We start from the raw sequence: 22,206 nt of genomic DNA, 5'->3' as shown, positions 1-22,206 counted from the left end.
TCTCTCCTACAGCTCACGTTTTCGGCAGGTTTCCATGACACGATTTATCTTCGTGACGGGCGGCGTTGTGTCCTCGCTTGGCAAGGGCATCGCATCCGCTTCGCTGGCGGCTATTCTCGAGGCCCGTGGCCTCAAGGTCACCATTCTCAAGCTGGATCCGTACATCAACGTCGATCCGGGCACCATGAGCCCGTTCCAGCACGGCGAAGTCTTTGTCACCGAAGATGGCGCGGAAACCGATCTGGACCTCGGTCACTACGAGCGTTTCATCCGCTCGCGCATGACCCAGGGCAACAACTTCACCACCGGTCGCGTCTACGAGCACGTGCTGCGCAAGGAGCGCCGCGGTGACTACCTCGGCGGAACGGTGCAGGTCATCCCGCACATCACCGACGAGATCAAGCGTCGCGTGATCGCCGGCGGTGAAGGCTATGACGTCGCACTGGTCGAGATCGGCGGTACCGTAGGTGACATCGAGTCGCTGCCGTTCCTGGAGTCCATCCGTCAGCTGCGTGCGCAGCTGGGTGGCGAGCGTGCACTCTTCATGCACCTGACACTGGTGCCGTACATCAAGACGGCCGGCGAGACCAAGACCAAGCCGACCCAGCACAGCGTCAAGGAGCTGCGCTCCATCGGTATCCAGCCGGATATCCTGATCTGCCGCAGCGAAGTCGAGATCGAGGAAAGCGAGCGTCGCAAGATCTCGCTGTTCACCAACGTCGAGGAGCGGGCTGTCGTCTCCCTGCAGGATGCCGACACCATCTATCGCATTCCGTTGATGCTCCACGAAGCCGGCCTCGACGAGATCGTCTGCGACAAGTTCCGCCTGGAGGCCAAAGAGGCCGACATGTCAGAGTGGGTCGCGGTGCTCGACGCCAAGCTCAACCCGCTCAAGACCATCAACATCGCGATGGTCGGCAAGTACATGGAGCTGCTCGACGCCTACAAGTCGCTGAACGAGGCGCTGACCCACGCCGGTATCCAGGGGCGTGTGAAGGTCAACGTCGACTTCATCGACTCCGAGGAAATCGAGCGCAACGGCACCGACCGTCTGATCGGCAAGGACGCGGTGCTGGTACCGGGCGGCTTCGGCGAGCGTGGTGTGGAAGGCAAGATCGCCACCGCGCGCTTCGCGCGTGAGAACAAGGTGCCGTATCTGGGCATCTGCCTGGGCATGCAGGTTGCCGTCATCGAGTTCGCGCGCAACGTGGCGGGCTGGAGCGATGCCAACTCTACCGAGTTCACTCATGACACCCAGCACCCGGTGGTCGGTCTGATCACCGAGTGGCTGACGCCAGAAGGCAAGATCGAGACCCGCGACGCGGCGTCCGACCTGGGCGGCACCATGCGTCTCGGCGGCCAGGCCTGTACTCTGCTCAACGGCTCCAAGGCGCATCAGGCCTATGGCAGCGACGAGATCGTCGAGCGTCACCGTCACCGTTATGAGGTCAACGACCAGTTCGTGCCGGCCTTGGAAGAAGCGGGCCTGATCTTCTCCGGACGCAGCGTCGACAACTCGCTGGTCGAGATGGTCGAGCTGCCGGATCATCCGTGGTTCGTGGCATGTCAGTTCCACCCGGAATTCACCTCCACGCCGCGCGATGGCCATCCGCTGTTCTCCGGCTTCGTGAATGCCGCGCTCAATCACAAGGCGGCGCGGACTCGCGGCGAGTGATAGGGTGTTGAGCGGGCGCCACCTCGGGTGGCGCCCGCAGGTCTTCTCCGCGATGGTCGTAGGGCTTGATGCTCGCGAGAACATCATCCGGCAGACTGCCGATGGACAACGATTTGAGAGACGGTGCAGAGATGAGCAACGAACAACGCGTGATCGAATTTGCGGGTCTGCAAGTCGCCAACGATCGTCCGATGACGCTTTTCGGTGGCATGAACGTGCTCGAATCGAGGGAGCTGGCGCTGGAAGTCGCCGAGCAGTATGTCGAAGTGACGTCACGCCTGGGCATGCCGTACGTCTTCAAGGCCAGCTTCGACAAGGCCAACCGCAGCTCCATGCACTCCTACCGTGGCCCCGGGATGGAGAAGGGGCTCGAGATTCTGGCCGAGATCAAGTCGCGCTTCGGTGTGCCGATCATCACGGACGTGCATGAGCCGCATCAGGCGGCAGCCGTGGCGGAAGTGGCCGATGTCATCCAGCTGCCGGCCTTCCTGGCGCGGCAGACCGACCTGGTCGTGGCCATGGCGCGCACCGGCGCCGTCATCAACGTCAAGAAGCCGCAGTTCCTCGCGCCGCACGAGATGCGCCATATCGTCGCCAAGTGCGGTGAAGCCGGCAATGACAGGATTCTGCTGTGCGAGCGTGGCTCCAGCTTCGGTTACAACAACCTGGTGGTCGACATGCTCGGCATGGCCGAGATGAAGGATACGGGGCTACCGGTATTGTTCGATGTCACCCACTCGCTGCAGCGCCCGGGCGGGCGAGCCGACTCCGCTGGCGGACGCCGCGAGCAGGTCTTCGATCTGGCACGCTCCGGTGTCGCATTGGGGCTTGCGGGCCTGTTCCTCGAGGCGCACCCGGATCCGGACAATGCCAAGTGTGACGGCCCCTGCGCCCTGCCGCTGGATCAGCTCGACCCCTTCCTGCGCCAGCTGCAATCGCTGGATGCGCTGGTCAAGGGCTTCGCGCCGCTGAACATTCGTTGAGCAGGACTACTGGCCGTTCACCCCTGTGTGAGCGGCCTTTTTGCACTATGGGCAAGATGCCCGTCGTGGTGTTTCAATCCCCCGTGTAGAGGACGACACAAGATGGCCAATATCGTCGAAATCCGCGCCCTTGAGGTGCTCGATTCCCGTGGTAACCCGACCGTACAGGCCGAGGTCGTGCTGGAAGGTGGCCAACGCGCCAGTGCCTGCGCGCCTTCCGGTGCCTCCACCGGTTCGCGTGAAGCGCTGGAATTGCGTGATGGCGACAAGAGCCGTTATCTGGGCAAGGGCGTGCTGAAGGCAGTCGACGCCGTCAATGGCGCGATCCGCGAGCGCCTCGTGGGCATGGATGCACTCGACCAGCGCGCGCTGGACGATGCCATGCTGGCGCTGGACGGTACCGAGAACAAGGAATCGCTGGGTGCCAACGCGATTCTTGCCGTCTCTCTGGCGGCTGCCAAGGCGGCAGCGCAGGCCAAGGGCATCGAGCTCTACGCTCATATCGCTGAGCTCTACGGCCAGCCGGGTCAGTACTCCATGCCGGTGCCGATGATGAACATCATCAACGGCGGTGAGCATGCCGACAACAATGTCGACATCCAGGAGTTCATGGTCCAGCCGGTCGGCGCGCCGACCTTCCGTGAAGCACTGCGCACCGGTGCCGAGATCTTCCACGCGCTGAAGAAGGTGCTGCAGGGTCGCGAGCTGAGCACCTCCGTGGGTGATGAAGGTGGCTTTGCACCGAACCTGGCGTCCAACTCCGAAGCACTGGCCGTCATCAAGCAGGCCGTCAGCGATGCGGGCTACACCCTGGGCACCGATGTGACCCTGGCGCTGGATTGCGCGTCTTCCGAGTTCTACCAGGACGGTCAGTACAACCTGTCCGGCGAAGGCAAGAGCTTCGACGCACGTGGTTTCGTCGACTATCTGGCCGGCCTGGCCGCGGAATATCCGATCGTCTCCATCGAAGACGGCATGGATGAGTCCGACTGGGAAGGCTGGAAGATGCTGACCGACGAGCTGGGCGACAAGGTGCAGCTGGTCGGCGACGACCTCTTCGTCACCAACACGCGCATCCTGAGCCGCGGTATCGAGGAAGGCATCGGCAACTCCATCCTGATCAAGTTCAACCAGATCGGCTCGCTGTCCGAGACCCTGGATGCGATCAAGATGGCGCAGGCCGCCGGCTTCACCGCGGTCATCTCCCACCGCAGTGGCGAGACCGAAGACACCACCATTGCCGACCTCGCCGTCGGTACCTGTGCTGGCCAGATCAAGACCGGCTCTCTGTGCCGCTCTGACCGTGTCGCCAAGTACAACCGTCTGCTGGTGATCGAGCAGCAGCTGGGTGATGTGGCTTACAACGGCCTGAAAGAGATCAAGGGTCAGTAATCGCCTGTGATGTGAGGGCTCAGCGCCTAGCATTGCAGAGGTAACTTGCAACGGGGTCGTGCCTTCTGGCACGGCCCCGTTGTGCATTGCAGGCGATGATTGAGTGCGTTTGTGGGAGGGGCAGGAAACAGGCCGCTTTCAGGCACTGAATTCATGTAAGTCATCTCTTACAAATCCCGCAGGACAATCGAGACACTGGCTGCGAGTCGCCTGCGGATATGAACGTATGTCCTCCAATATGCATCTGTTTTTATTGAAAATATTTTCTTTGACGGCCTGTTCAGGTATAGCGGGTTAAGCGGTTTGGCTAGTTGCCTCGCCGGCGAATGCTGCCCAGAATGGCTACATGGACGTGAGGGTGCGGCGGGACACCGCAATCTCGGCAGGATGCCAACGGGATGATCAGAAAAGACTTGATGGCGAGACAGGACGTTTCGCCCCGCTGAGCAGGACGCTCGGCGGAAAAGGACCTGGCATGGACGTCGGTAGCAGAGAGCTGTATATCTTCGCTTGAAGGAGTCAGGCGAGAGATGCCAGGGAAGCAAGGATGGCGGGCATGACACCGGAGTGTGTCAAGATCAGGATGATCCGTCGGCGATGGGAAGCGCCACACAGGCAGGAAGCACGATAACGACACGGAGTGTCGAAGAGCCCCAGGCTCTGATATGCAGTCAGGAAGCTTGCTCTTCACAGGAAGTGACGGATGACGGGACATCATCCGCGTCAGGAATGATGGGGCAGACAGCGGCAGCATCAAGTGGCAGGAAGCCACGACAAGGATAAGTCGGACAAGGAATGTCGTGAGGCTGTCAGCTGCACAGGCAGGGAGCGGTACAGGCAGGACGCCGGGCAATGCATGGGCAGGACAGCAGGACAGGCAAATATCTGCACTAACGGGCATTGCGGTGGGACAGCTGCGCGAGCAGTGCTGCAATGCCCGCCACGCGTGACGGTGCGCCCCGAATGACAGGATGTCGTGAAGGGCAGGGACAGCACTCAGGAGTGCGATCCAGGATGGATCGACAGGGACACGCTTGGAGCGGGCGACCTTACGGGGTCGCCCTTTTTTATGTCTGGAGGTCGGGGGGGAGGAGTTCTCAGCGCGAGCTCTTCAGGCACCGGCTTCAGGCATCAGATACAGAAACGGCAGCGGCTCCCGGGGGAATCGCTGCCGTTTCTGTCGTCAGAGCCGAGCTGGCCCGGTCAGGGCGGGCAAGCCGCTAGCCACGCGAGATGCGGGTGACTTGAGGGGGTTACTGCTCCAGATACTCAAGCTTGCCGTCGACACCATCCCACTTCTCGGCGTCTTCCATGGCGTCCTTCTTCTCGCTGATGTTCGGCCAGACTTCGGCCAGATCGGCATTCAGCTCGATGAATTCCTTCTGGTTCTCCGGCACTTCATCCTCGGAGAAGATGGCTTCGGCGGGGCATTCCGGCTCACATAGCGCGCAGTCAATGCACTCATCCGGGTTGATCACCAGGAAGTTCGGGCCTTCGTAGAAGCAATCCACCGGGCAGACTTCCACGCAGTCGGTGTATTTGCAGCGAATGCAGTTCTCGGTGACGATGAATGCCATGCAGGTCTCCTGACGCGGATTGGCGTCTCTCTCGTAGGTCGTGGTCCAGGCGCCCACCATGTGCCGTCTCGGCGACATCATGGCCTTCAGGTTATAAGCGGCGCAGATGTTATAAGGCGTTATTCTAGTGGCGCTCTGCCGCCCCCGCAATCAGCTGGGGCGGATCGTTTTGGAATGGTGCTATGCCCGAAGGTTGCTGTCGAGCCTTGCCGCTCATTCTCGAGCCAGGCGCGCCAACGCTGGCTCGGTGTGAGGGCGCTCAGCGCTGACGGTGCCATTCGTAGATCAGCTCCAGCGCTCGCTTGGGGCTCAGGTCATCCGGGTCAAGGCCGTTGAGGGCCTCGACGACCGGATGCGGCGGTGCCGCGAACAGGTCATTCTGCTGCGGTACCGGCTGGCCCAGCGCATCCTCGCGTGCCACCTGCGGACGATCGATTTCCTGCTGCTCCAGACTGGTCAGCTTCTCGCGCGCGCGCAGGATGACGCTCTGCGGCACCCCGGCCAGCTGGGCTACCTGCAGGCCATAGCTCTGGCTGGCAGGGCCTTCCTCGACGCGGTGCATGAAGACGATGCCATCGCCGTGCTCAGCGGCCGTCAGGTGCACGTTGGCGACGGCATCGGCATGCTCGGGCAGCGCTGTCATCTCGAAGTAATGGGTCGCGAACAGGGTGAAGGCACGCGTGCGCGCCAGATGCTCGGCACTGGCCCATGCCAGTGACAGACCATCGAAGGTCGAGGTGCCGCGGCCGATCTCATCCATCAACACCAGGCTCTCGTCAGTGGCGTTGTGCAGGATGCTGGCGGTCTCGGTCATCTCGACCATGAAGGTCGAGCGGCCGCCGGCCAGGTCGTCCGAGGAGCCGATGCGCGTGAAGATGCGATCCAGCGGGCCGATGCAGGCGCGTGATGCCGGCACGAAGCTGCCGGTATGCGCGAGCAGAGCGATCAGTGCCGTCTGGCGCATGTAGGTGGATTTACCGCCCATGTTGGGGCCGGTGATCACCAGCATGCGCCGCGTATCATCGAAGCGCACATCGTTGGGAACGAAGGGATGATCGCTGACATGTTCGACCACCGGATGGCGGCCGCCTTCGATGTCGATGCCCGGGGTCTCGCTGAGTTCGGGGCGCACGAAATCGAGCGCGGCGGCGCGATCGGCGAAGGCGGTCAGCACATCCAGTGATGCCAGCGCACGGGCCGTCTGCTGCAGGCCATCCAGTTCGGTATTCAGATCATCCAGCAGGTGCTCATACAGCAGCTTCTCGCGCGCCAGTGACTTGGACTTGGCGGACAGCGCCTTGTCCTCGAATTCCTTGAGCTCGGGGATGATGAAGCGCTCGGCATTCTTGAGGGTCTGGCGGCGGATGTATTCCGGCGGGGCCTCGGCCGATTGCGAGCGCGGCAGTTCGATGAAGTAGCCATGCACGCGGTTGTAGCCGACCTTGAGGTTGCTCAGGCCGGTGCGCTCGCGCTCGCGAGTCTCGAGTGCGACCAGATACTGGCCGGCGTTCTCGGACAGGCCGCGATACTCGTCCAGCTCATCGTCGTACCCATCGGCGATCACGCCGCCATCGCGCAGCACCACTGGCGGGTTCTCGACCAGCGCCTCGCTGAGCATCGCGGAAAGTGCCGGGAACAGGCGGATGGCATCGCGCAGGTCGTCGATGGCGCTGCCTTTCTCGACGCTGGCGAGCACGGCGCGCAGTTCGGGCAGGGTGTTGAGGCCATCGCGCAGGCGGGCCAGGTCGCGCGGGCGTGCGCTGCGCAGTGCGACACGGGCGAGGATACGCTCCACATCACCGATACGCTTGAGCAGGCCGTGCAGCTCGAAGGGATAGTCGCCATCCAGCAGGCGTTGTACCGCCGCCTGGCGCTGGCCGATCTGACGCTGATCGCGCAACGGACGATTCAGCCAGCGCTTGAGCAGGCGCGAGCCCATCGCGGTCGCGGTGACATCCAGTACGTTGGCCAGCGTGTTGTCGCTGGTGCCGCCCAGGTTGGTGTCGATCTCGAGGTTGCGACGGCTGGCGGCATCGATCACCACCGAGTCATCGCGGCTTTCGACCGCCAGTGCGGTCACATGGGGCAGCCCGGTGCGCTGGGTATCGCGAGCATAGTCGAGCAGGGCACCGGCAGCCGTGACGGCGCGCGTCAGATGGCTGCAGCCGAAGCCGTTGAGGTCCTGGACGCCGAACTGGTCGCACAGCAGGCGCAGGGCTGTCTCGTGATCGAAGTGCCAGTCGCTCTGACGCGTCAGCCCCGGGCGCGAGGCCAGGCTGGCGGGGAGGGTACGGCTTTCACCGACCATGACCTCGGCAGGTGACAGGCGCTGGATCTCTGCCTGCAGCTCATCATCACCGTTGACCTCGAGCACGCTGAAGCGACCGGAGGACAGCTCGAGTGCCGCCAGGCCCCAGGTGTCCCCGTCGCGGTGCAGCGCTACCAGCAGGTTGTCGCGGTTGGCATCCAGCAGCGCTTCATCATGCAGGGTGCCCGGCGTGACGATACGCACCACCTTGCGCTCGACGGGGCCCTTGCTGGTCGCCGGGTCACCGATCTGCTCGCAGATGGCCACCGATTCACCCATCTTGACCAGGCGTGCCAGATAGCCTTCGGCGCTGTGATAGGGCACCCCTGCCATGGGAATCGGTGAGCCACCGGAGCTGCCGCGCGCCGTCAACGTGATATCGAGCAGTTGTGCTGCGCGCTTGGCGTCCTCATGAAACAGTTCATAGAAGTCGCCCATGCGATAGAACAGCAGCACGCCGGGGTGCTCGCGTTTGATCTTCATGTACTGCGTCATCATCGGCGTCATCTGGGGCGCGCTGTTCTTGGCCATGGCCATGGACTTCCTTGACTGCACTGCAATGGGAAAAAGCACACATGCGAGAGCACGGCATGCGGGATGCGCGATATTCTACGGACTGGCGCGGCCGGCTCCAATGCCTGTGATGTCTCATGCTCGCTGCCTTTTTCACCCGATGACCTCCACAAGGAGAAAGTTCGTGAGTCAATTGACTGGTACGGCCCCCGAGGCTGCGTGCGCGAATACCCTGGCTGAGCAGTTGCAGGCACTGGCAGTCGCGCGCGGCGTGCGCGTCACCACCGCCGAGTCGTGCACCGGAGGCGGGGTGAGTGCCGCGATCACGGCGATTGCCGGCAGCTCCCGCTATTTCGATGCGGGCTACGTGACTTATTCCAATGCCACCAAGCAGCGCTTGCTGGGGGTCAGTGAGGCATCGCTTGAAACTTTCGGCGCTGTCTCCGAGGCGGTCGTGTGCGAGATGGTGCGGGGCGCCTGTCGCGAAAGCGGCGCTGAGCTGGGGGTGGCCATCAGCGGCGTGGCCGGCCCCGGCGGGGGAAGTGACGAGAAGCCCGTCGGCACCGTATGGCTGGCGTGGGGGAGCGAGACGCGCCAGCAGGCACGCTGCTGTCACTTTTCCGGCGACCGACAGGCAGTGCGTGACGCCGCCGTGCGGGAGGCGTTGCAGGGCTTGATCAAGCGCGTGGAGGCCTTGCAGGTCGGCACCGAAGACGCGTGAGCCAGGTGCAGGCCCCGCGATGAGGGTGCTGCCTGAAAAAGCGCACCACCGGACTGGCAGAGCGACGCAACTTGCGGCATTATACTGTCCATGTATACAGGGTTTTGCCATGACACCTCAGCCGCTAGTCTGACGGTGTCTGCTCAGCTCCCAGTGACAGAATTCTCTATTCCAGGTGGCAGCCCGTGTGGCTCCGCCGTTCGACAGGAGGCCACATGGCAAAGGACGACAATCGTACCAAGGCGCTGAACGCGGCGCTGTCCCAGATCGAGCGCCAGTTCGGCAAGGGCGCCGTCATGCGCATGGGTGATGCCCCGCGTGTGGCCATCCCGTCGGTTTCCACCGGTTCTCTGGGGTTGGATATCGCACTCGGCATCGGCGGCCTGCCCTTCGGGCGCGTGGTCGAGATCTATGGCCCGGAATCCTCGGGCAAGACGACCCTGACTCTCTCGGTCATCGCCCAGGCGCAGAAGCAGGGCAAGGTCTGTGCCTTCATCGATGCCGAGCACGCGCTGGATCCGTCCTACGCCGAGAAGCTGGGCGTCAACCTGGATGAGATGCTGGTCTCCCAGCCCGATACCGGTGAGCAGGCGCTCGAGATCGTCGACATGCTGGTGCGCTCCGGCGGCGTCGATGTCATCATCGTCGACTCCGTGGCGGCACTGACGCCGCGTGCCGAGATCGAAGGCGAGATGGGTGACTCCCACGTTGGCCTGCAGGCGCGTCTGATGTCCCAGGCACTGCGCAAGGTGACGGGGCACATCAAGAACGCCAACTGCATGGTGGTGTTCATCAACCAGATCCGCATGAAGATCGGCGTGATGTTCGGCAGCCCCGAGACCACGACTGGCGGCAACGCCCTGAAGTTCTACTCCAGTGTGCGTCTGGATATCCGCCGTACCGGTTCCGTGAAGTCCGGTGATGAAGTCACCGGCAACGAGACCCGCGTCAAGGTCGTCAAGAACAAGGTTGCGCCGCCGTTCCGTCAGGCCGAGTTCCAGATTCTCTACGGCAAGGGCATCTATCACGCCGGTGAGGTGATCGACCTGGGTGTGCAGTGCGGTCTGGTCGGCAAGTCAGGTGCCTGGTACAGCTATCAGGGCAGCAAGATCGGTCAGGGCAAGGCCAACTCCGCTCAGTACCTGGAAGACAATCCCGCCATCATGGAGGAGATTGAAAACCAGATCCGCGCCCAGTTGCTGGCAGCACCGGAAGCCAAGGAAGAGCCGCAGGAAACCGCGGCCGCCGAGAGTGAGGACGATCTGGATATCGATCTCGACTGAGGATCGCTCCTGAGCAAGTACGCCGGCCGCCAGGCTGGCGTCAGCGCAGCGGGTCGAGAACGACCCGTTGCGCTGGTCCCAAGGCGCCCGCCCCGATGACTCGGAGGCGGGCGCCTTGCGTTCACCTCCCTCTATGCCCTTCTGCTCAACCCGGGGAGCATGACCATGCACGATGACAGCACATCACTGGGCGGGCCTGAGTATCAACCGCTCGACTCAGGCGCGATGACGCCGCAACGGCGTGCGCGCAATGATGCCATCGCGCGTCTGGCGCGCCGCGAACATAGCCGCCGCGAACTGCACGACTATCTCCGAGAGCGTGACTATCTGCGGGCGCTCAGCGATGACGAGTTGGCAGAACGGCAAGCTGCGGGCGAGGAGGGTGCACCGGCGGCCTTGAGTCGCGATGAGGTCGAACTGCTGATCGAGGAGGTGCTGGAGCGCATGGCCGAGGAAGGCCTGCAGTCCGATGAGCGTTTTGCCGCCAGCTTCCTGCGGATGCGCGTCCTGCGCGGGCAGGGGCCCAGGCGTATTCAGCAGGAGCTGCGCCAGCGTGGTATCGATAACGAGACGCTCAATGCCGTGATGCGTGCCGCCAGTGACCCGACGCCGGATGTCTTCGGTCATGTCGAGGTGGTGGATTTCTTCGAACTGGCGCGCGAGACGCTGGCCAGGCGCTTTTCCGGCCCCGGCGAGGGGCACAAGGAGCGCGCACGGCGCGAACGCTTTCTGCTCCAGCGCGGCTTCGACTATGAGCAGCTGCGCTATGCCATGGAGTCCGCCTGGAGTGATGAGGGGGAAGAAGGCTAGCTGGCGGGCGACTGTTTGGCTCTCATGGCGCGTAAACCGGCGCTTCAGGACATTTCCCCCCCTTTAGCTTGCGCGAACAGGCGTTATACTAGGTCGTCTTGCGACGGCACGGGGCAGGCGCCTTCTTTCATGCTTTTCATTGCACCTCCATGCATACCCACATGGATGAACATGCAGAAACCATGCGGAAGTCATGCAGAAGACCCCCGGAGCGTCTTTACGCACATCGCTACGGAACCTTTATGAAAAGCGCAGAAATCAGAAACGCCTTCCTGACCTATTTCGAGAAGCAAGGCCATACCATCGTGCCCACCAGCTCTCTGGTGCCGAACAATGACCCGACACTGCTGTTCACCAACGCTGGCATGGTGCCCTTTAAGGATGTCTTCCTGGGCCGTGACCCGCGTGGCTACAGCCGTGCGACCTCCGCGCAGCGCTGCGTGCGCGCCGGTGGCAAGCACAATGACCTGGATAACGTCGGCTATACCGCCCGCCACCACACCTTCTTCGAGATGCTGGGCAACTTCAGCTTCGGCGACTACTTCAAGCGCGAAGCCATCCAGTTCGCCTGGAAGTTTCTGACCGAAGAACTCGGCCTGCCGAAGGAGAAGCTGTGGGTCACCGTGCACGTCAGCGATGACGAAGCCCGTGACATCTGGTTCAACGAGGTCGGCATCGATCAGAACCGCTTCTCGCGTCTCGGCGAGGACAACTTCTGGCAGATGGGCGACACCGGCCCGTGTGGCCCGTCCTCCGAGATCTTCTATGACCACGGCGAAGACGTCGCCGGTGGCCCGCCGGGCAGCCCGGACGAAGATGGCGATCGCTACATCGAGATCTGGAACCTGGTCTTCATGCAGTTCGACCGCGACGCCGAGGGCACGCTGCACCCGCTGCCCAAGCCGTCCATCGACACCGGCATGGGCCTGGAGCGTGTCGCGGCCGTGATGCAGGGCGTGCACTCCAACTACGAGATCGACCTGTTCCAGAATCTGCTGGCCGCCGCGGCCGAGATCATCGGTCACGACAACATCGCCACGCCGTCACTGCGCGTGGTGGCTGACCACATCCGCTCGTGCGCCTTCCTGATCGCCGATGGCGTGCTGCCCTCCAACGAAGGCCGTGGCTACGTGCTGCGTCGCATCATCCGTCGCGCCGTGCGTCACGGTCACAAGCTGGGCGCGCGTGGCAGCTTCTTCTACAAGCTGGTCGCGGCTCTCGACAGCGAGATGGGCGATGCCTATCCGGAACTGCGCGCCGCACGCGAGCAGATCGAACGGGTGCTGCTCAAGGAAGAGGAGCAGTTCGCGCGTACGCTGGAACATGGCATGAAGCTTCTGGAAGAAGCCATCGCTGGCCTCGAGGGCAATACCCTCGACGGCGAGACCATCTTCAAGCTCTATGACACCTACGGCTTCCCGTATGACCTGACCGCCGACATCTGCCGCGAGCGCGAGCTGATCCTCGATGAGGCAGGTTTCCAGGCGGCCCTGGAAGCACAGCGTGATCGCGCCCGTGCCGCCAGCAACTTCGGCGGCGACTACTCCGCCAACCTGGTGCTGGAAGGCGAGACTGTCTTCACCGGTTACGACCAGTTGGAAGGGGAAGCCACCGTCACCTCGCTGTTCGACGCCGAAGGCAATGCCGTCGAGCAGCTTGAGGTGGATACCAGGGGCATCGTGGTGCTCGATACCACCCCGTTCTACGGCGAGTCAGGTGGCCAGGCCGGTGACACTGGCTATCTGCATCTGGATGGCGGCCGCTTTCAGGTCAGCGATACCCAGAAGCAGACCGGCCATCACCTGCACCACGGTGTGCTGATCGAAGGCGCTCTCAAGGTCGGTGACAAGGTACGTCCGCAGGTCGATGCCGAGCTGCGGGCGGCTTCCGTGCGCAACCACTCCGCCACGCACCTGCTGCACGAAGCGCTGCGTCTGGTGCTGGGTGAGCACGTTCAACAGAAGGGGTCGCTGGTCACGGCCGAGCGTCTGCGCTTCGACTTCAGCCACTTTGAGGCGATGACGGCCGAGCAGCTGTCCGAGGTCGAGCGCATCGTCAACGCGCAGATCCTGGCCAATGCCGAGACCACCATCGAGTTCATGAGTCTCGATGAGGCCAAGGCGCGCGGCGCAGCGGCACTCTTCGATGCCAAGTATGGTGAGGAAGTCCGCGTGCTGACCATCGGTCAGGATGCCTTCTCCATCGAGCTGTGCGGCGGGACTCACGTCAAGCGCAGCGGCGACATCGGCCAGATGCACATTCTCGCCGAAACCGGTATCGCGTCCGGCGTGCGTCGTATCGAGGCCATCACCGGTCGCGCCGCGCGTGACTTCCTGCTTGCGCAGGAAGCGACCCTGACTCGCCTCGGTGAGCGTCTCAAGGCCAAGCCGGAACAGGTCGAGGAGCGCGTTGGCAGCCTGCTGGAGCGCAACCGCGGCCTCGAGAAGGAGCTTGAGCGCCTCAAGGCCAAGCTGGCGTCTGCCTCGGCCAGCGACATGCTCAGCGACATCGCGAATGTCCAGGGCATCAAGGTGCTGGCCAAGCAGGTCGAAGGCGTCTCCGGCAAGGAGCTGCGCGGCCTGATGGATGACCTCAAGTCCAAGCTCGGCTCCGGCATCCTGGTGCTCGGCGTCGCGGATGGTGACAAGGTCAGCCTGATCGCCGGTGTCACCGACGACCTGACCTCGCGCGTCAAGGCGGGTGACCTGGTACGCCACGTGGCCGAGCAGGTCGGTGGCAAGGGTGGCGGTCGTGCTGACATGGCCCAGGCCGGTGGCAGTGATGCCACCTCGCTTCCGGGCGCACTGGCCGGTGTGCCATCATGGGTAGACGCCCAGCTGGGCTGACGGTACAAGATGAAGGCCGGGCTCCTCTTGGGGAGACCCGGCTTCTTTTTGGGCTCACATGAGCTTCATGTGGGGACAACGCAAACGGACACGGATAACGGAAACGCACATGGCGCTATACGTTCAGAAGTTCGGAGGCACTTCGGTCGGCTCGGTGGAGCGGATCAAGGCCGTCGCCGAGAAGGTCAAGCGATTCCGCGATGAAGGGCATCAGGTTGTCGTGGTCGTCTCTGCCATGAGTGGCGAGACCAACCGACTGATCGGTCTCGCCAGCGAGATCAATGATGACCCGACACCGCGCGAGATGGACATGCTGGTCTCCACTGGCGAGCAGGTCACCATTTCCCTGCTGGCCATGGCGCTGCAGAAGATCGGCGTCGACGCGACCTCCTACACGGGGGCCCAGGTGGGCATCCGCACCGATAGCGCGCACACCAAGGCGCGTATCCAGCGCATCGATACCGATGACCTGCGTGAAGACCTCGACGATGGCAAGGTGGTCGTGGTGGCAGGCTTCCAGGGTGTCGATGAAGAGGGCAATATCACGACGCTGGGTCGTGGTGGCTCTGACACCACCGGTGTCGCCCTGGCTGCCGCACTGAAGGCGGATGAGTGCCAGATCTACACCGATGTCGATGGTGTCTATACCACTGACCCGCGCGTGTGCTCCAAGGCACGTCGTCTGGAAACGGTGACCGTCGAGGAAATGCTGGAAATGGCGAGCCTGGGCTCCAAGATCCTGCAGATCCGTTCGGTGGAATTCGCCGGCAAGTACAATGTTCCCCTGCGTGTGCTGTCTTCCTTCGAGGATGGCCCGGGTACCCTGATCGTCGCTGAGGAAGAAGACAACATGGAAGAACCGCTGATCTCCGGCATCGCCTTCAATGTCAACGAAGCCAAGCTGACTCTGCTCAACACGCCGGATATCCCGGGTGTCGCTTCCAAGATTCTGGGCCCGATCGCCGATTCCAACATCGAAATCGACATGATTGTCCAGAACGTCTCTCCGGACGGCAATACCACTGACTTCTCCTTCACCGTCGCCAAGACCGACTTCAAGGCGACCCAGCGCATCCTGACCGAGACGGTGATTCCGTCCGTCGGTGGTGGTGAGATGCGCGGTGATGACAACATCGCCAAGGTCTCGCTGGTCGGTGTCGGCATGCGTTCTCACGCCGGTGTCGCCTCCAAGATGTTCCGCGTACTGGCGGAAGAAGGCATCAATATCCGCATGGTCTCCACTTCAGAGATCAAGATTTCCGTCCTGATCGACGAGAAATTCATGGAACTGGCGGTTCGCTCTCTGCACACCGCTTTCGGGTTGGATGCAGAAGCGATCAGCGACGAGACTGCCTGAGTCTCACCACGGAGCGTGCAGCAAGTAAGTCGTAAAGGCACCGACAATCAATGACTTGCCCAAGTCGTGAAGCGTCGGTGCCCAGGCCGGGGATATTGGTCTGGCAGACGTGCGGTACGTGAAGTCGACAGCGCCCGATGCATTTTCTGTCATTCTTCTGAATGTCAGTCTGTGCATCGGGCGCTTTCATTCAACGTGTCTATCGGGTGTGATGAAGGTATGGCATTGGCCGTCGGAGCATGCATGGCGCATAATTCGAGCTTCATGCATCAGGGTGGCCGACTTGTCCCGGTCGATCGCCGCCTCCACATCCCGTTGAAGTCCCAGCTGTTTTGAATTTCTGACAAGGAGATCAGTCATGCTCATCCTGACCCGTAGAGTGGGTGAAACTCTGATGATCGGAGACGACATCACTGTCACCGTTCTCGGAGTGAAAGGTAATCAGGTGCGTATCGGTGTGAACGCGCCCAAGGACGTTGCCGTCCATCGAGAAGAGATCTATCAGCGCATCCAGCGTGAGAAAGAAGACAATGGCGATGCCATTGCCTGACGGCATGCTGCGCCTGCACGTCGCACAACACTGCACGACCCGATGAACGCCAGCCATTGTCCCCATGGCTGGCGTTCGCGTGTGTGGGCTTGCGGCAGGTGAGGGCGGCCCGCCTAGCTCATGAAAAACGGCGTACTTACCTCCATGAGCAGCGGCTCATGCGAGGTGATGAGAGGGCGGCATGTTCAAGTCTGTGTTCCGTAAGGGAAAAATTTGGCTTTTTTCTCAAAAAGGGGGAGACAAGCCGATTCTGGTTCGGTAATATGCCCGCTCCCTCGAACGAGACGCGACGACAGGCTAGCCATCGTCATGTTCTGGTTCATGCGGGGAGATTGCTTGGGGGCGCGCAGCCTCGAGCCTGTTGTCGAGTGGTGATGAGATGTTCAGCATCGAAGCCAAAAAATCGACACAGGGGCTGGACAAAGCCCAATCAAATGAGTAATATATGCGCCGTACCTGATGAGGAGAGGTGGCCGAGTGGCTGAAGGCGCTCCCCTGCTAAGGGAGTATAGGGTTTATAGCCCTATCGAGGGTTCGAATCCCTCTCTCTCCGCCATTAGGTACAAATGCAGTAAGATGCGCCCTTAGCTCAGCTGGATAGAGTACCTGACTACGAATCAGGCGGTCGGAGGTTCGAATCCTCCAGGGCGCGCCACTGCAACGCAAGACATGAAGTTGGCAAGACGCAGTACTCGCACGATAAAGTCCTGAAGTCATTTGAAATGCTCAGGCCACAGATTTCAAGGTTTATGCGCCCTTAGCTCAGCTGGATAGAGTACCTGACTACGAATCAGGCGGTCGGAGGTTCGAATCCTCCAGGGCGCGCCAATTGAAAAACCCGCTTCAACGAAGCGGGTTTTTCTTCGTCTGAAGAAAAGTCAGGCAATGAAAGAAGCCAGGCTTTGAGGCCAGGTTCTGAAACAAGGTTCTGAAACAAGGCTCTGAAGCAAGTCCATGAGGCAAGGTCAGCGCCGAGTGATCGCTGCCTGCACGGCCCCGATCCCCGCATTGCCGACGATCTTGGTGTTCTACCGCTTTCCTTGACTGTGATGTCACGCCTTCGGGCGGACGATCGCCAGGGCGCCCTTTTCGCGAGGGGCGCCCTTTTTTTTGGTTCAGTGATCGGGGCAGCGGCCGGATCGGGTGTTGGCCGGTGCTGATGTTCAGGCTCAGGCTAGGGTGTTCACGGCTTCTGTTTGCGATGCCTGGGTCGATTCCGATGCCTGAGCCGGTTCCGCCATGCGAGTCACTGAGGTGAGAAGACTCGGCGCCAGCTCCAGCGCAGTGCCGGCCACCAGGCCGGTGAAGAACTCTGCACGCCCCTTGTGACGCTTGATGGCCTGGAAACGGCTTTCGGCTTCCGCGTTGCCGCTCTGGCGCATCATGTTCATCCACTGCTTGAGCAGCGGCACCATCACCTTGTCAGGGAGGTGAGCGCAGCGCTCGGCGTGAGAGAGCAGCACCTGCGCACGCTGTGTCCAGTCCGTCTCGGGCAGCAGCTCGCCGCTCGCCTGCCAATGCTTGATGCGTGCCGCCAGGAAGGGGTCGGCCAGGGCGGCGCGACCCAGCATGACATCGCGACAGCCGGACAGGGAGCGCGCCCGCCAGTAGCAGTGCATATCCCAGATATCGCCATTGGCGACCACCGGAATGGAGAGCTCGGAGGTGATCTTGCCAATCCATTCCCAGTGCGCCGGTGGGCGATAGCCTTCCTGTTTGGTGCGGCCATGCACCACCAGCTGAGTCGCCCCGCCTGCCTCGGCAGCCTGAGCGCAGGCCAGCGCCAGGCGCCGATCATTGAAGCCGAGACGAATCTTGGCGGTGACCGGTACGCCCGTGCCCTCGAGTGCCTTGCGCACGCCTTCCACTGCGCGGAAGACGCGTTCCGGCGAGCGCAGCAATGCCGCGCCACCATCATGTCGGTTGACGGTCTTGGCCGGGCAGCCGAAATTGATATCGACGCTTGGGGCCCCCAGGCGCGCCGCGACGCGGGCATTGATGCCCAGCGCCTCGGGATCGGCACCCAGCAGCTGCAGGGCGACCGGGGTCTCGTGTCGTGTTTGTGCCGTCTGTATCGGGGAGGCGTCGAGCAGCTCCGGACAGATGCGCTTGAAGACGCGCGGCGGTAACTTGACGTGGGTCACGCGCACGAATTCCGTCACGCACCAGTCGTAGCCGCCAAGGCCAGTGAGACATTCGCGCGTGATGTCATCTATCACGCCTTCCATCGGCGCGATGCCGATGCGGCCGGCCCGCGCGAGGGCCTGTGGGGTCAACGATGGTGTCATTGCAATTGCCGTGGAATCAGGCACTTTAGAGCGACCAACAAGCATTGAATGCAGCTGCATGGGCATACCGACAGAGGCTATCGGCGGCGGAGTCTATCCGTCGTGCCGTGTCCGGCGTGACCGAAGGCATTGGCGTTCAGCGCAGGCGCTGCGCCGTAGTGCGGCTCGATAACGAGAAAGACTCGAGGACACTGGCATGCAAGAGAATGATCTGCTCGGTGAAGGCTTGAACCTGATGGTGTTCGGGATGGGGTTCGTGTTCGTGTTTCTAAGTCTGCTGGTGGTCGCCATGATGGCGATGGCCAGGCTGGTGGGTCGCTTTTCGCCCGCACCAGTGCCCGCTGCGCCAGGTGCCGCGCGGGCGCCGGCTGCCCCGGCACCTGCGGCAGAGGGCGACAGCGAACTGACGGCCGTCATGGCCGCGGCGATTCACCGCTTCCGGCAGGACCAGCACCGGCACTGACGCTTTTGCGGCTTCGCCGATAGCGTCTGGGTTCTGCTGAGCGTCTGACCACTGCCAAGAGTAGCAGGCGGCGATTCTATCACGAGCAGTACGGTGGGTAGACCTCCCCCCGAGTGCAATATTCCGTGTTGCAGGCTGACGCAACAGGCTGTCTGCAGCGCGCGCAGAACTCGATATCCACAATATAAAGAACAAGGGATCACTCATGGACAAGCAACCGCTGGGCATCACGGATGTGGTACTGCGCGACGCGCATCAGTCACTGTTGGCCACGCGCATGCGCCTCGATGACATGCTGCCGATCGCCGCCAAGCTGGACGATATCGGCTTCTGGTCGCTGGAGAGCTGGGGCGGCGCGACCTTCGACGCCTGCATTCGCTACCTGGGCGAAGACCCCTGGGCGCGCATTCGAGCCTTGAAGGAAGCGATGCCCAAGACCCAGCAGCAGATGCTGCTGCGCGCCCAGAACCTGCTCGGCTATCGTCATTACGCCGATGATGTGGTGGATACCTTCGTCAAGCGTGCCGCGACCAGCGGTGTCGATGTCTTCCGTGTCTTCGATGCCATGAATGACCCGCGCAACCTCGAGCGTCCGCTCAAGGCGGTGCTGGACCAGGGCAAGCATGCCCAGGGCACCATCTCCTACACCGTGAGCCCAGTGCACACCCTGGAGATGTGGGTCGAACTGGCCCAGCAGCTGGAGTCGATGGGTGCCCAGTCATTGGCGATCAAGGACATGGCGGGGCTGTTGACGCCGTACACCGCCTTCGAGCTGGTGTCGCGCCTCAAGGCGAGCCTGTCGATCCCGATCCACATGCAGTCCCATGCCACCACCGGCCTTTCTACCGCCACGGCGCTCAAGGCCATCGAGGCGGGCATCGACAACGTCGATACCTCCATCTCTTCCATGTCGATGACCTATGGCCACAGCCCGACGGAATCGGTCGTCGCGATGCTGGCGGGAACCGAGCGCGATACTGGGCTCGATCTCGAGAAACTCGAGGATATCGCCGGCTATTTCCGCGAAGTGCGCAAGAAATACGCGGCCTTCGAGGGCAGTCTGCGCGGTATCGACTCGCGCATCCTGGTCGCGCAGGTGCCGGGTGGCATGCTCACCAACATGGAAAATCAGCTCAAGGAGCAGGGCGCCGGCGAAAAGCTGGATGACGTGCTCGCCGAGATTCCGCGTGTACGCAAGGACCTGGGCTATATCCCGCTGGTGACCCCGACGTCGCAGATCGTCGGCACCCAGTCGGTGATGAACGTGATGATGGGCGAGCGATACAAGTCGATCTCCAAGGAAGTGCAGGCGTTGCTCAAGGGGGAATATGGTGCGGCTCCGGCTGCCTTCGACAGCGAGCTCCAGTCTCGCGTGCTGGAGGGAGCCGAGCCGATCACCTGCCGTCCGGCAGACAACCTGACGCCGGAGATGGAGCGCCTGCGTGACGAGCTCAAGGGCAAGGCCCGTGAGGAGGGCATCACGCTGGAGAGCGGCGAGCGCGAGACCGATGACGTGCTGACCTACGCGCTCTTCCCGCAGATCGGCCTCAAGTTCCTGCGCAACCGCGGCAACCCGAATGCCTTCGAGCCCGCCCCGCAGGCGGTCGATGGCAAGGCAGCGGCCAGTGCGCCGGTCGCCGCAGCGCCGGCCGCCGGATCGCCGGTCGCCAGTGCTCCAGCCGCATCGAGCGGCCCGCAGACCTACACCCTGAACGTCAACGGCAAGCAGTATGTGGTCGAGGTCGCCGAAGGCGGAGACATCACCCAGGTGCAGGCCAGTGAGCCAGCGGCGCCTGCTCCTGCAGCGGCACCCGCCGCGCAGGCCGCCTCCGGCGAGCCGGTGAGTGCCCCGTTGGCGGGCAACATCTTCAAGGTCAATGTCAGTGTCGGTGACAGCGTGGCCGAGGGTGATGTGGTCATCATCCTCGAGGCCATGAAGATGGAGACCGAGATCCGTGCCCACCAGGCCGGTACCGTCTCCGCGGTGAAGGTCAAGGAAGGCGACAGTGTCAGTGTCGGCGACGTTCTGATCACCCTCTGAGCCGGTGTATCCGGCCCGTCGTCATGCACGGCGGGCCGGTCTGTGATGCTCCTCTGCAAGGCGACACGACATGGACAAGATACTCAACCTCTGGCACGGCTCGGGGCTCTACAACATGAGCTTCGGCCAGCTGGCGATGATCGTCATCGGCCTTGGCCTGCTTTACCTGGCGATCCGCAAGAACTTCGAACCGCTGCTGCTGGTGCCAATCGGCTTCGGCGGCATTCTTGCCAACATCCCGGAAGCCGGGCTGGCGTTGTCTGCCGCCGAGCAGGCGGCCCATCTCGGCAAGCCGGAGCTGTTGGCTTCGATGGCCAATCTGCTCAACGTCAACATCGCCAGCCTGCCGCTGGATGAGGCGCGCCACGCGGTGGAGCAGGCGCTGCATGGCGAGATTCCCGCCGCGCTCAAGCAGCAGGCCAGCAACATGGCGCTGGATGGCGGCTTCTCCAACGGCATGCTCTACAGCTTCTACAGCGTGGCGATCGCCTCCGGCATCGCGCCGCTGGTGATCTTCATGGGCGTGGGCGCGATGACGGACTTCGGCCCGCTGCTGGCCAATCCCAAGACGCTGTTCCTCGGCGCGGCGGCGCAGTTCGGCATCTTCGCGACCCTGCTGGGCGCGGTGGCGTTGACCTCGATGGGCCTGATGGACTTCAGCCTGCAGCAGTCGGCGGCCATCGGCATCATCGGTGGTGCGGACGGTCCGACCTCCATCTATGTCGCCAGTCTGCTGGCGCCGGAGCTGCTGGGCGCGATCGCCGTGGCGTCCTACTCCTACATGGCACTGGTGCCGATGATCCAGCCGCCGATCATGCGCGCGCTGACCACCGCCAAGGAACGCAGTCTGGTCATGACCCAGCTGCGGCCGGTGTCCAAGACCGAGAAGATCCTCTTCCCGCTGGTGCTGCTGATCATGGTGGCGATGCTGCTGCCGGACGCTGCACCGCTGCTGGGCATGTTCTGTTTCGGTAACCTGATGCGCGAGTGTGGTGTGGTGGAGCGTCTGTCGGATACCGCCCAGAACGCGCTGATCAACATCACCACCATCTTCCTGGGACTGTCGGTGGGCTCCAAGCTGCAGGCCGACAAGTTCCTGGCGGTGGAGACACTGGGCATTCTGGCCCTCGGCGTGGTGGCCTTCGGCATTGGCACGGCCTGCGGGGTACTGATGGCCAAGCTGATGAACAAGATCTCCAAGACACCGATCAATCCGCTGATCGGGTCGGCCGGTGTCTCGGCGGTACCGATGGCGGCACGTGTCTCCAACAAGGTCGGGCTCGAGTACAACCCGCACAACTTCCTGCTGATGCATGCCATGGGGCCGAACGTGGCCGGCGTGATCGGCTCGGCGGTTGCCGCGGGGGTGATGATCAAGTACCTCGGCTGATCGTCTCCA

Annotated in this window: 15 protein-coding genes and 3 tRNA genes; 15 read left to right on the top strand and 3 right to left on the bottom strand. The window is 62.6% G+C overall.

The window, feature by feature from the left end; translation table 11 throughout:
• The first annotated feature begins 34 nt into the window (after positions 1–34).
• The 3 genes from pyrG to eno all read left to right on the top strand — a co-directional run bounded on the left by pyrG (position 35) and on the right by eno (position 4,050).
• On the top strand, positions 35–1,675 hold the full coding sequence (gene pyrG / locus AC5WNJ_RS14985) for a CTP synthase (protein ID WP_495930095.1): 1,641 nt from the start codon (positions 35–37) through the stop codon (positions 1,673–1,675).
• 131 nt (positions 1,676–1,806) lie between these two features.
• Positions 1,807–2,658: a 3-deoxy-8-phosphooctulonate synthase gene (kdsA, locus tag AC5WNJ_RS14980; protein ID WP_495930094.1), complete on the top strand. Its 852-nt coding sequence runs from the start codon at positions 1,807–1,809 to the stop codon at positions 2,656–2,658.
• Positions 2,659–2,760: 102 nt separating this feature from the next.
• On the top strand, positions 2,761–4,050 hold the full coding sequence (gene eno / locus AC5WNJ_RS14975) for a phosphopyruvate hydratase (RefSeq protein ID WP_176678008.1): 1,290 nt from the start codon (positions 2,761–2,763) through the stop codon (positions 4,048–4,050).
• Between the two features lie 1,253 nt (positions 4,051–5,303).
• Here eno and fdxA read toward each other — a convergent pair.
• Positions 5,304–5,627, bottom strand: coding sequence for a ferredoxin FdxA (fdxA, locus tag AC5WNJ_RS14970; RefSeq protein WP_043333067.1), 324 nt, complete (start codon positions 5,625–5,627; stop codon positions 5,304–5,306).
• A gap of 259 nt (positions 5,628–5,886) precedes the next feature.
• Positions 5,887–8,466, bottom strand: coding sequence for a DNA mismatch repair protein MutS (gene mutS, locus AC5WNJ_RS14965; RefSeq protein WP_495930093.1), 2,580 nt, complete (start codon positions 8,464–8,466; stop codon positions 5,887–5,889).
• Positions 8,467–8,632: 166 nt separating this feature from the next.
• On the opposite strand from mutS, the gene AC5WNJ_RS14960 reads away from it, so the two are divergent.
• From AC5WNJ_RS14960 to AC5WNJ_RS14920, 9 genes are all read left to right on the top strand, one after another.
• Entirely contained in the window at positions 8,633–9,169 is a 537-nt protein-coding gene (locus tag AC5WNJ_RS14960) for a CinA family protein (RefSeq protein ID WP_495930092.1), read from the top strand.
• A 215-nt stretch (positions 9,170–9,384) separates the two neighbouring features.
• Positions 9,385–10,452 (top strand): recombinase RecA, encoded by a 1,068-nt coding sequence (recA, locus tag AC5WNJ_RS14955; protein ID WP_176678006.1) that lies wholly within the window; start codon positions 9,385–9,387, stop codon positions 10,450–10,452.
• A gap of 165 nt (positions 10,453–10,617) precedes the next feature.
• A complete protein-coding gene (locus AC5WNJ_RS14950; protein WP_495930091.1) occupies positions 10,618–11,262 on the top strand; it encodes a regulatory protein RecX in 645 nt (214 codons plus the stop codon).
• A 242-nt stretch (positions 11,263–11,504) separates the two neighbouring features.
• Positions 11,505–14,108 (top strand): alanine--tRNA ligase, encoded by a 2,604-nt coding sequence (alaS, locus tag AC5WNJ_RS14945; protein WP_495930090.1) that lies wholly within the window; start codon positions 11,505–11,507, stop codon positions 14,106–14,108.
• 109 nt (positions 14,109–14,217) lie between these two features.
• Positions 14,218–15,465, top strand: a complete 1,248-nt coding sequence (locus AC5WNJ_RS14940) for an aspartate kinase (protein ID WP_176678005.1) — start codon at positions 14,218–14,220, stop codon at positions 15,463–15,465.
• A 358-nt stretch (positions 15,466–15,823) separates the two neighbouring features.
• Positions 15,824–16,015 (top strand): carbon storage regulator CsrA, encoded by a 192-nt coding sequence (gene csrA / locus AC5WNJ_RS14935; RefSeq protein WP_043332937.1) that lies wholly within the window; start codon positions 15,824–15,826, stop codon positions 16,013–16,015.
• Positions 16,016–16,478: 463 nt separating this feature from the next.
• Positions 16,479–16,571: transfer RNA gene (locus AC5WNJ_RS14930), tRNA-Ser, on the top strand.
• A gap of 22 nt (positions 16,572–16,593) precedes the next feature.
• A tRNA-Arg gene (locus tag AC5WNJ_RS14925) sits at positions 16,594–16,670 on the top strand.
• A gap of 96 nt (positions 16,671–16,766) precedes the next feature.
• Positions 16,767–16,843: transfer RNA gene (locus tag AC5WNJ_RS14920), tRNA-Arg, on the top strand.
• 341 nt (positions 16,844–17,184) lie between these two features.
• Here AC5WNJ_RS14920 and AC5WNJ_RS14915 read toward each other — a convergent pair.
• Positions 17,185–18,303 carry a tRNA dihydrouridine synthase gene (locus tag AC5WNJ_RS14915; protein ID WP_495930089.1) on the bottom strand — a complete coding sequence of 373 codons (1,119 nt, stop codon included), beginning with the start codon at positions 18,301–18,303 and terminating at the stop codon, positions 17,185–17,187.
• 196 nt (positions 18,304–18,499) lie between these two features.
• Here AC5WNJ_RS14915 and AC5WNJ_RS14910 point away from each other — a divergent pair, with 196 nt between their 5' ends.
• The 3 genes from AC5WNJ_RS14910 to AC5WNJ_RS14900 all read left to right on the top strand — a co-directional run bounded on the left by AC5WNJ_RS14910 (position 18,500) and on the right by AC5WNJ_RS14900 (position 22,197).
• Positions 18,500–18,766 (top strand): OadG family protein, encoded by a 267-nt coding sequence (locus tag AC5WNJ_RS14910; RefSeq protein WP_495930088.1) that lies wholly within the window; start codon positions 18,500–18,502, stop codon positions 18,764–18,766.
• Between the two features lie 205 nt (positions 18,767–18,971).
• Positions 18,972–20,807, top strand: a complete 1,836-nt coding sequence (oadA, locus tag AC5WNJ_RS14905; RefSeq protein WP_495930087.1) for a sodium-extruding oxaloacetate decarboxylase subunit alpha — start codon at positions 18,972–18,974, stop codon at positions 20,805–20,807.
• A gap of 70 nt (positions 20,808–20,877) precedes the next feature.
• Positions 20,878–22,197 carry a sodium ion-translocating decarboxylase subunit beta gene (locus AC5WNJ_RS14900; RefSeq protein WP_176678003.1) on the top strand — a complete coding sequence of 440 codons (1,320 nt, stop codon included), beginning with the start codon at positions 20,878–20,880 and terminating at the stop codon, positions 22,195–22,197.
• Positions 22,198–22,206: the final 9 nt, after the last annotated feature.

The organism is Cobetia sp. PDI-23MA (genome assembly GCF_059507735.1).
This window is presented reverse-complemented; position numbering and strand designations above follow the sequence as displayed.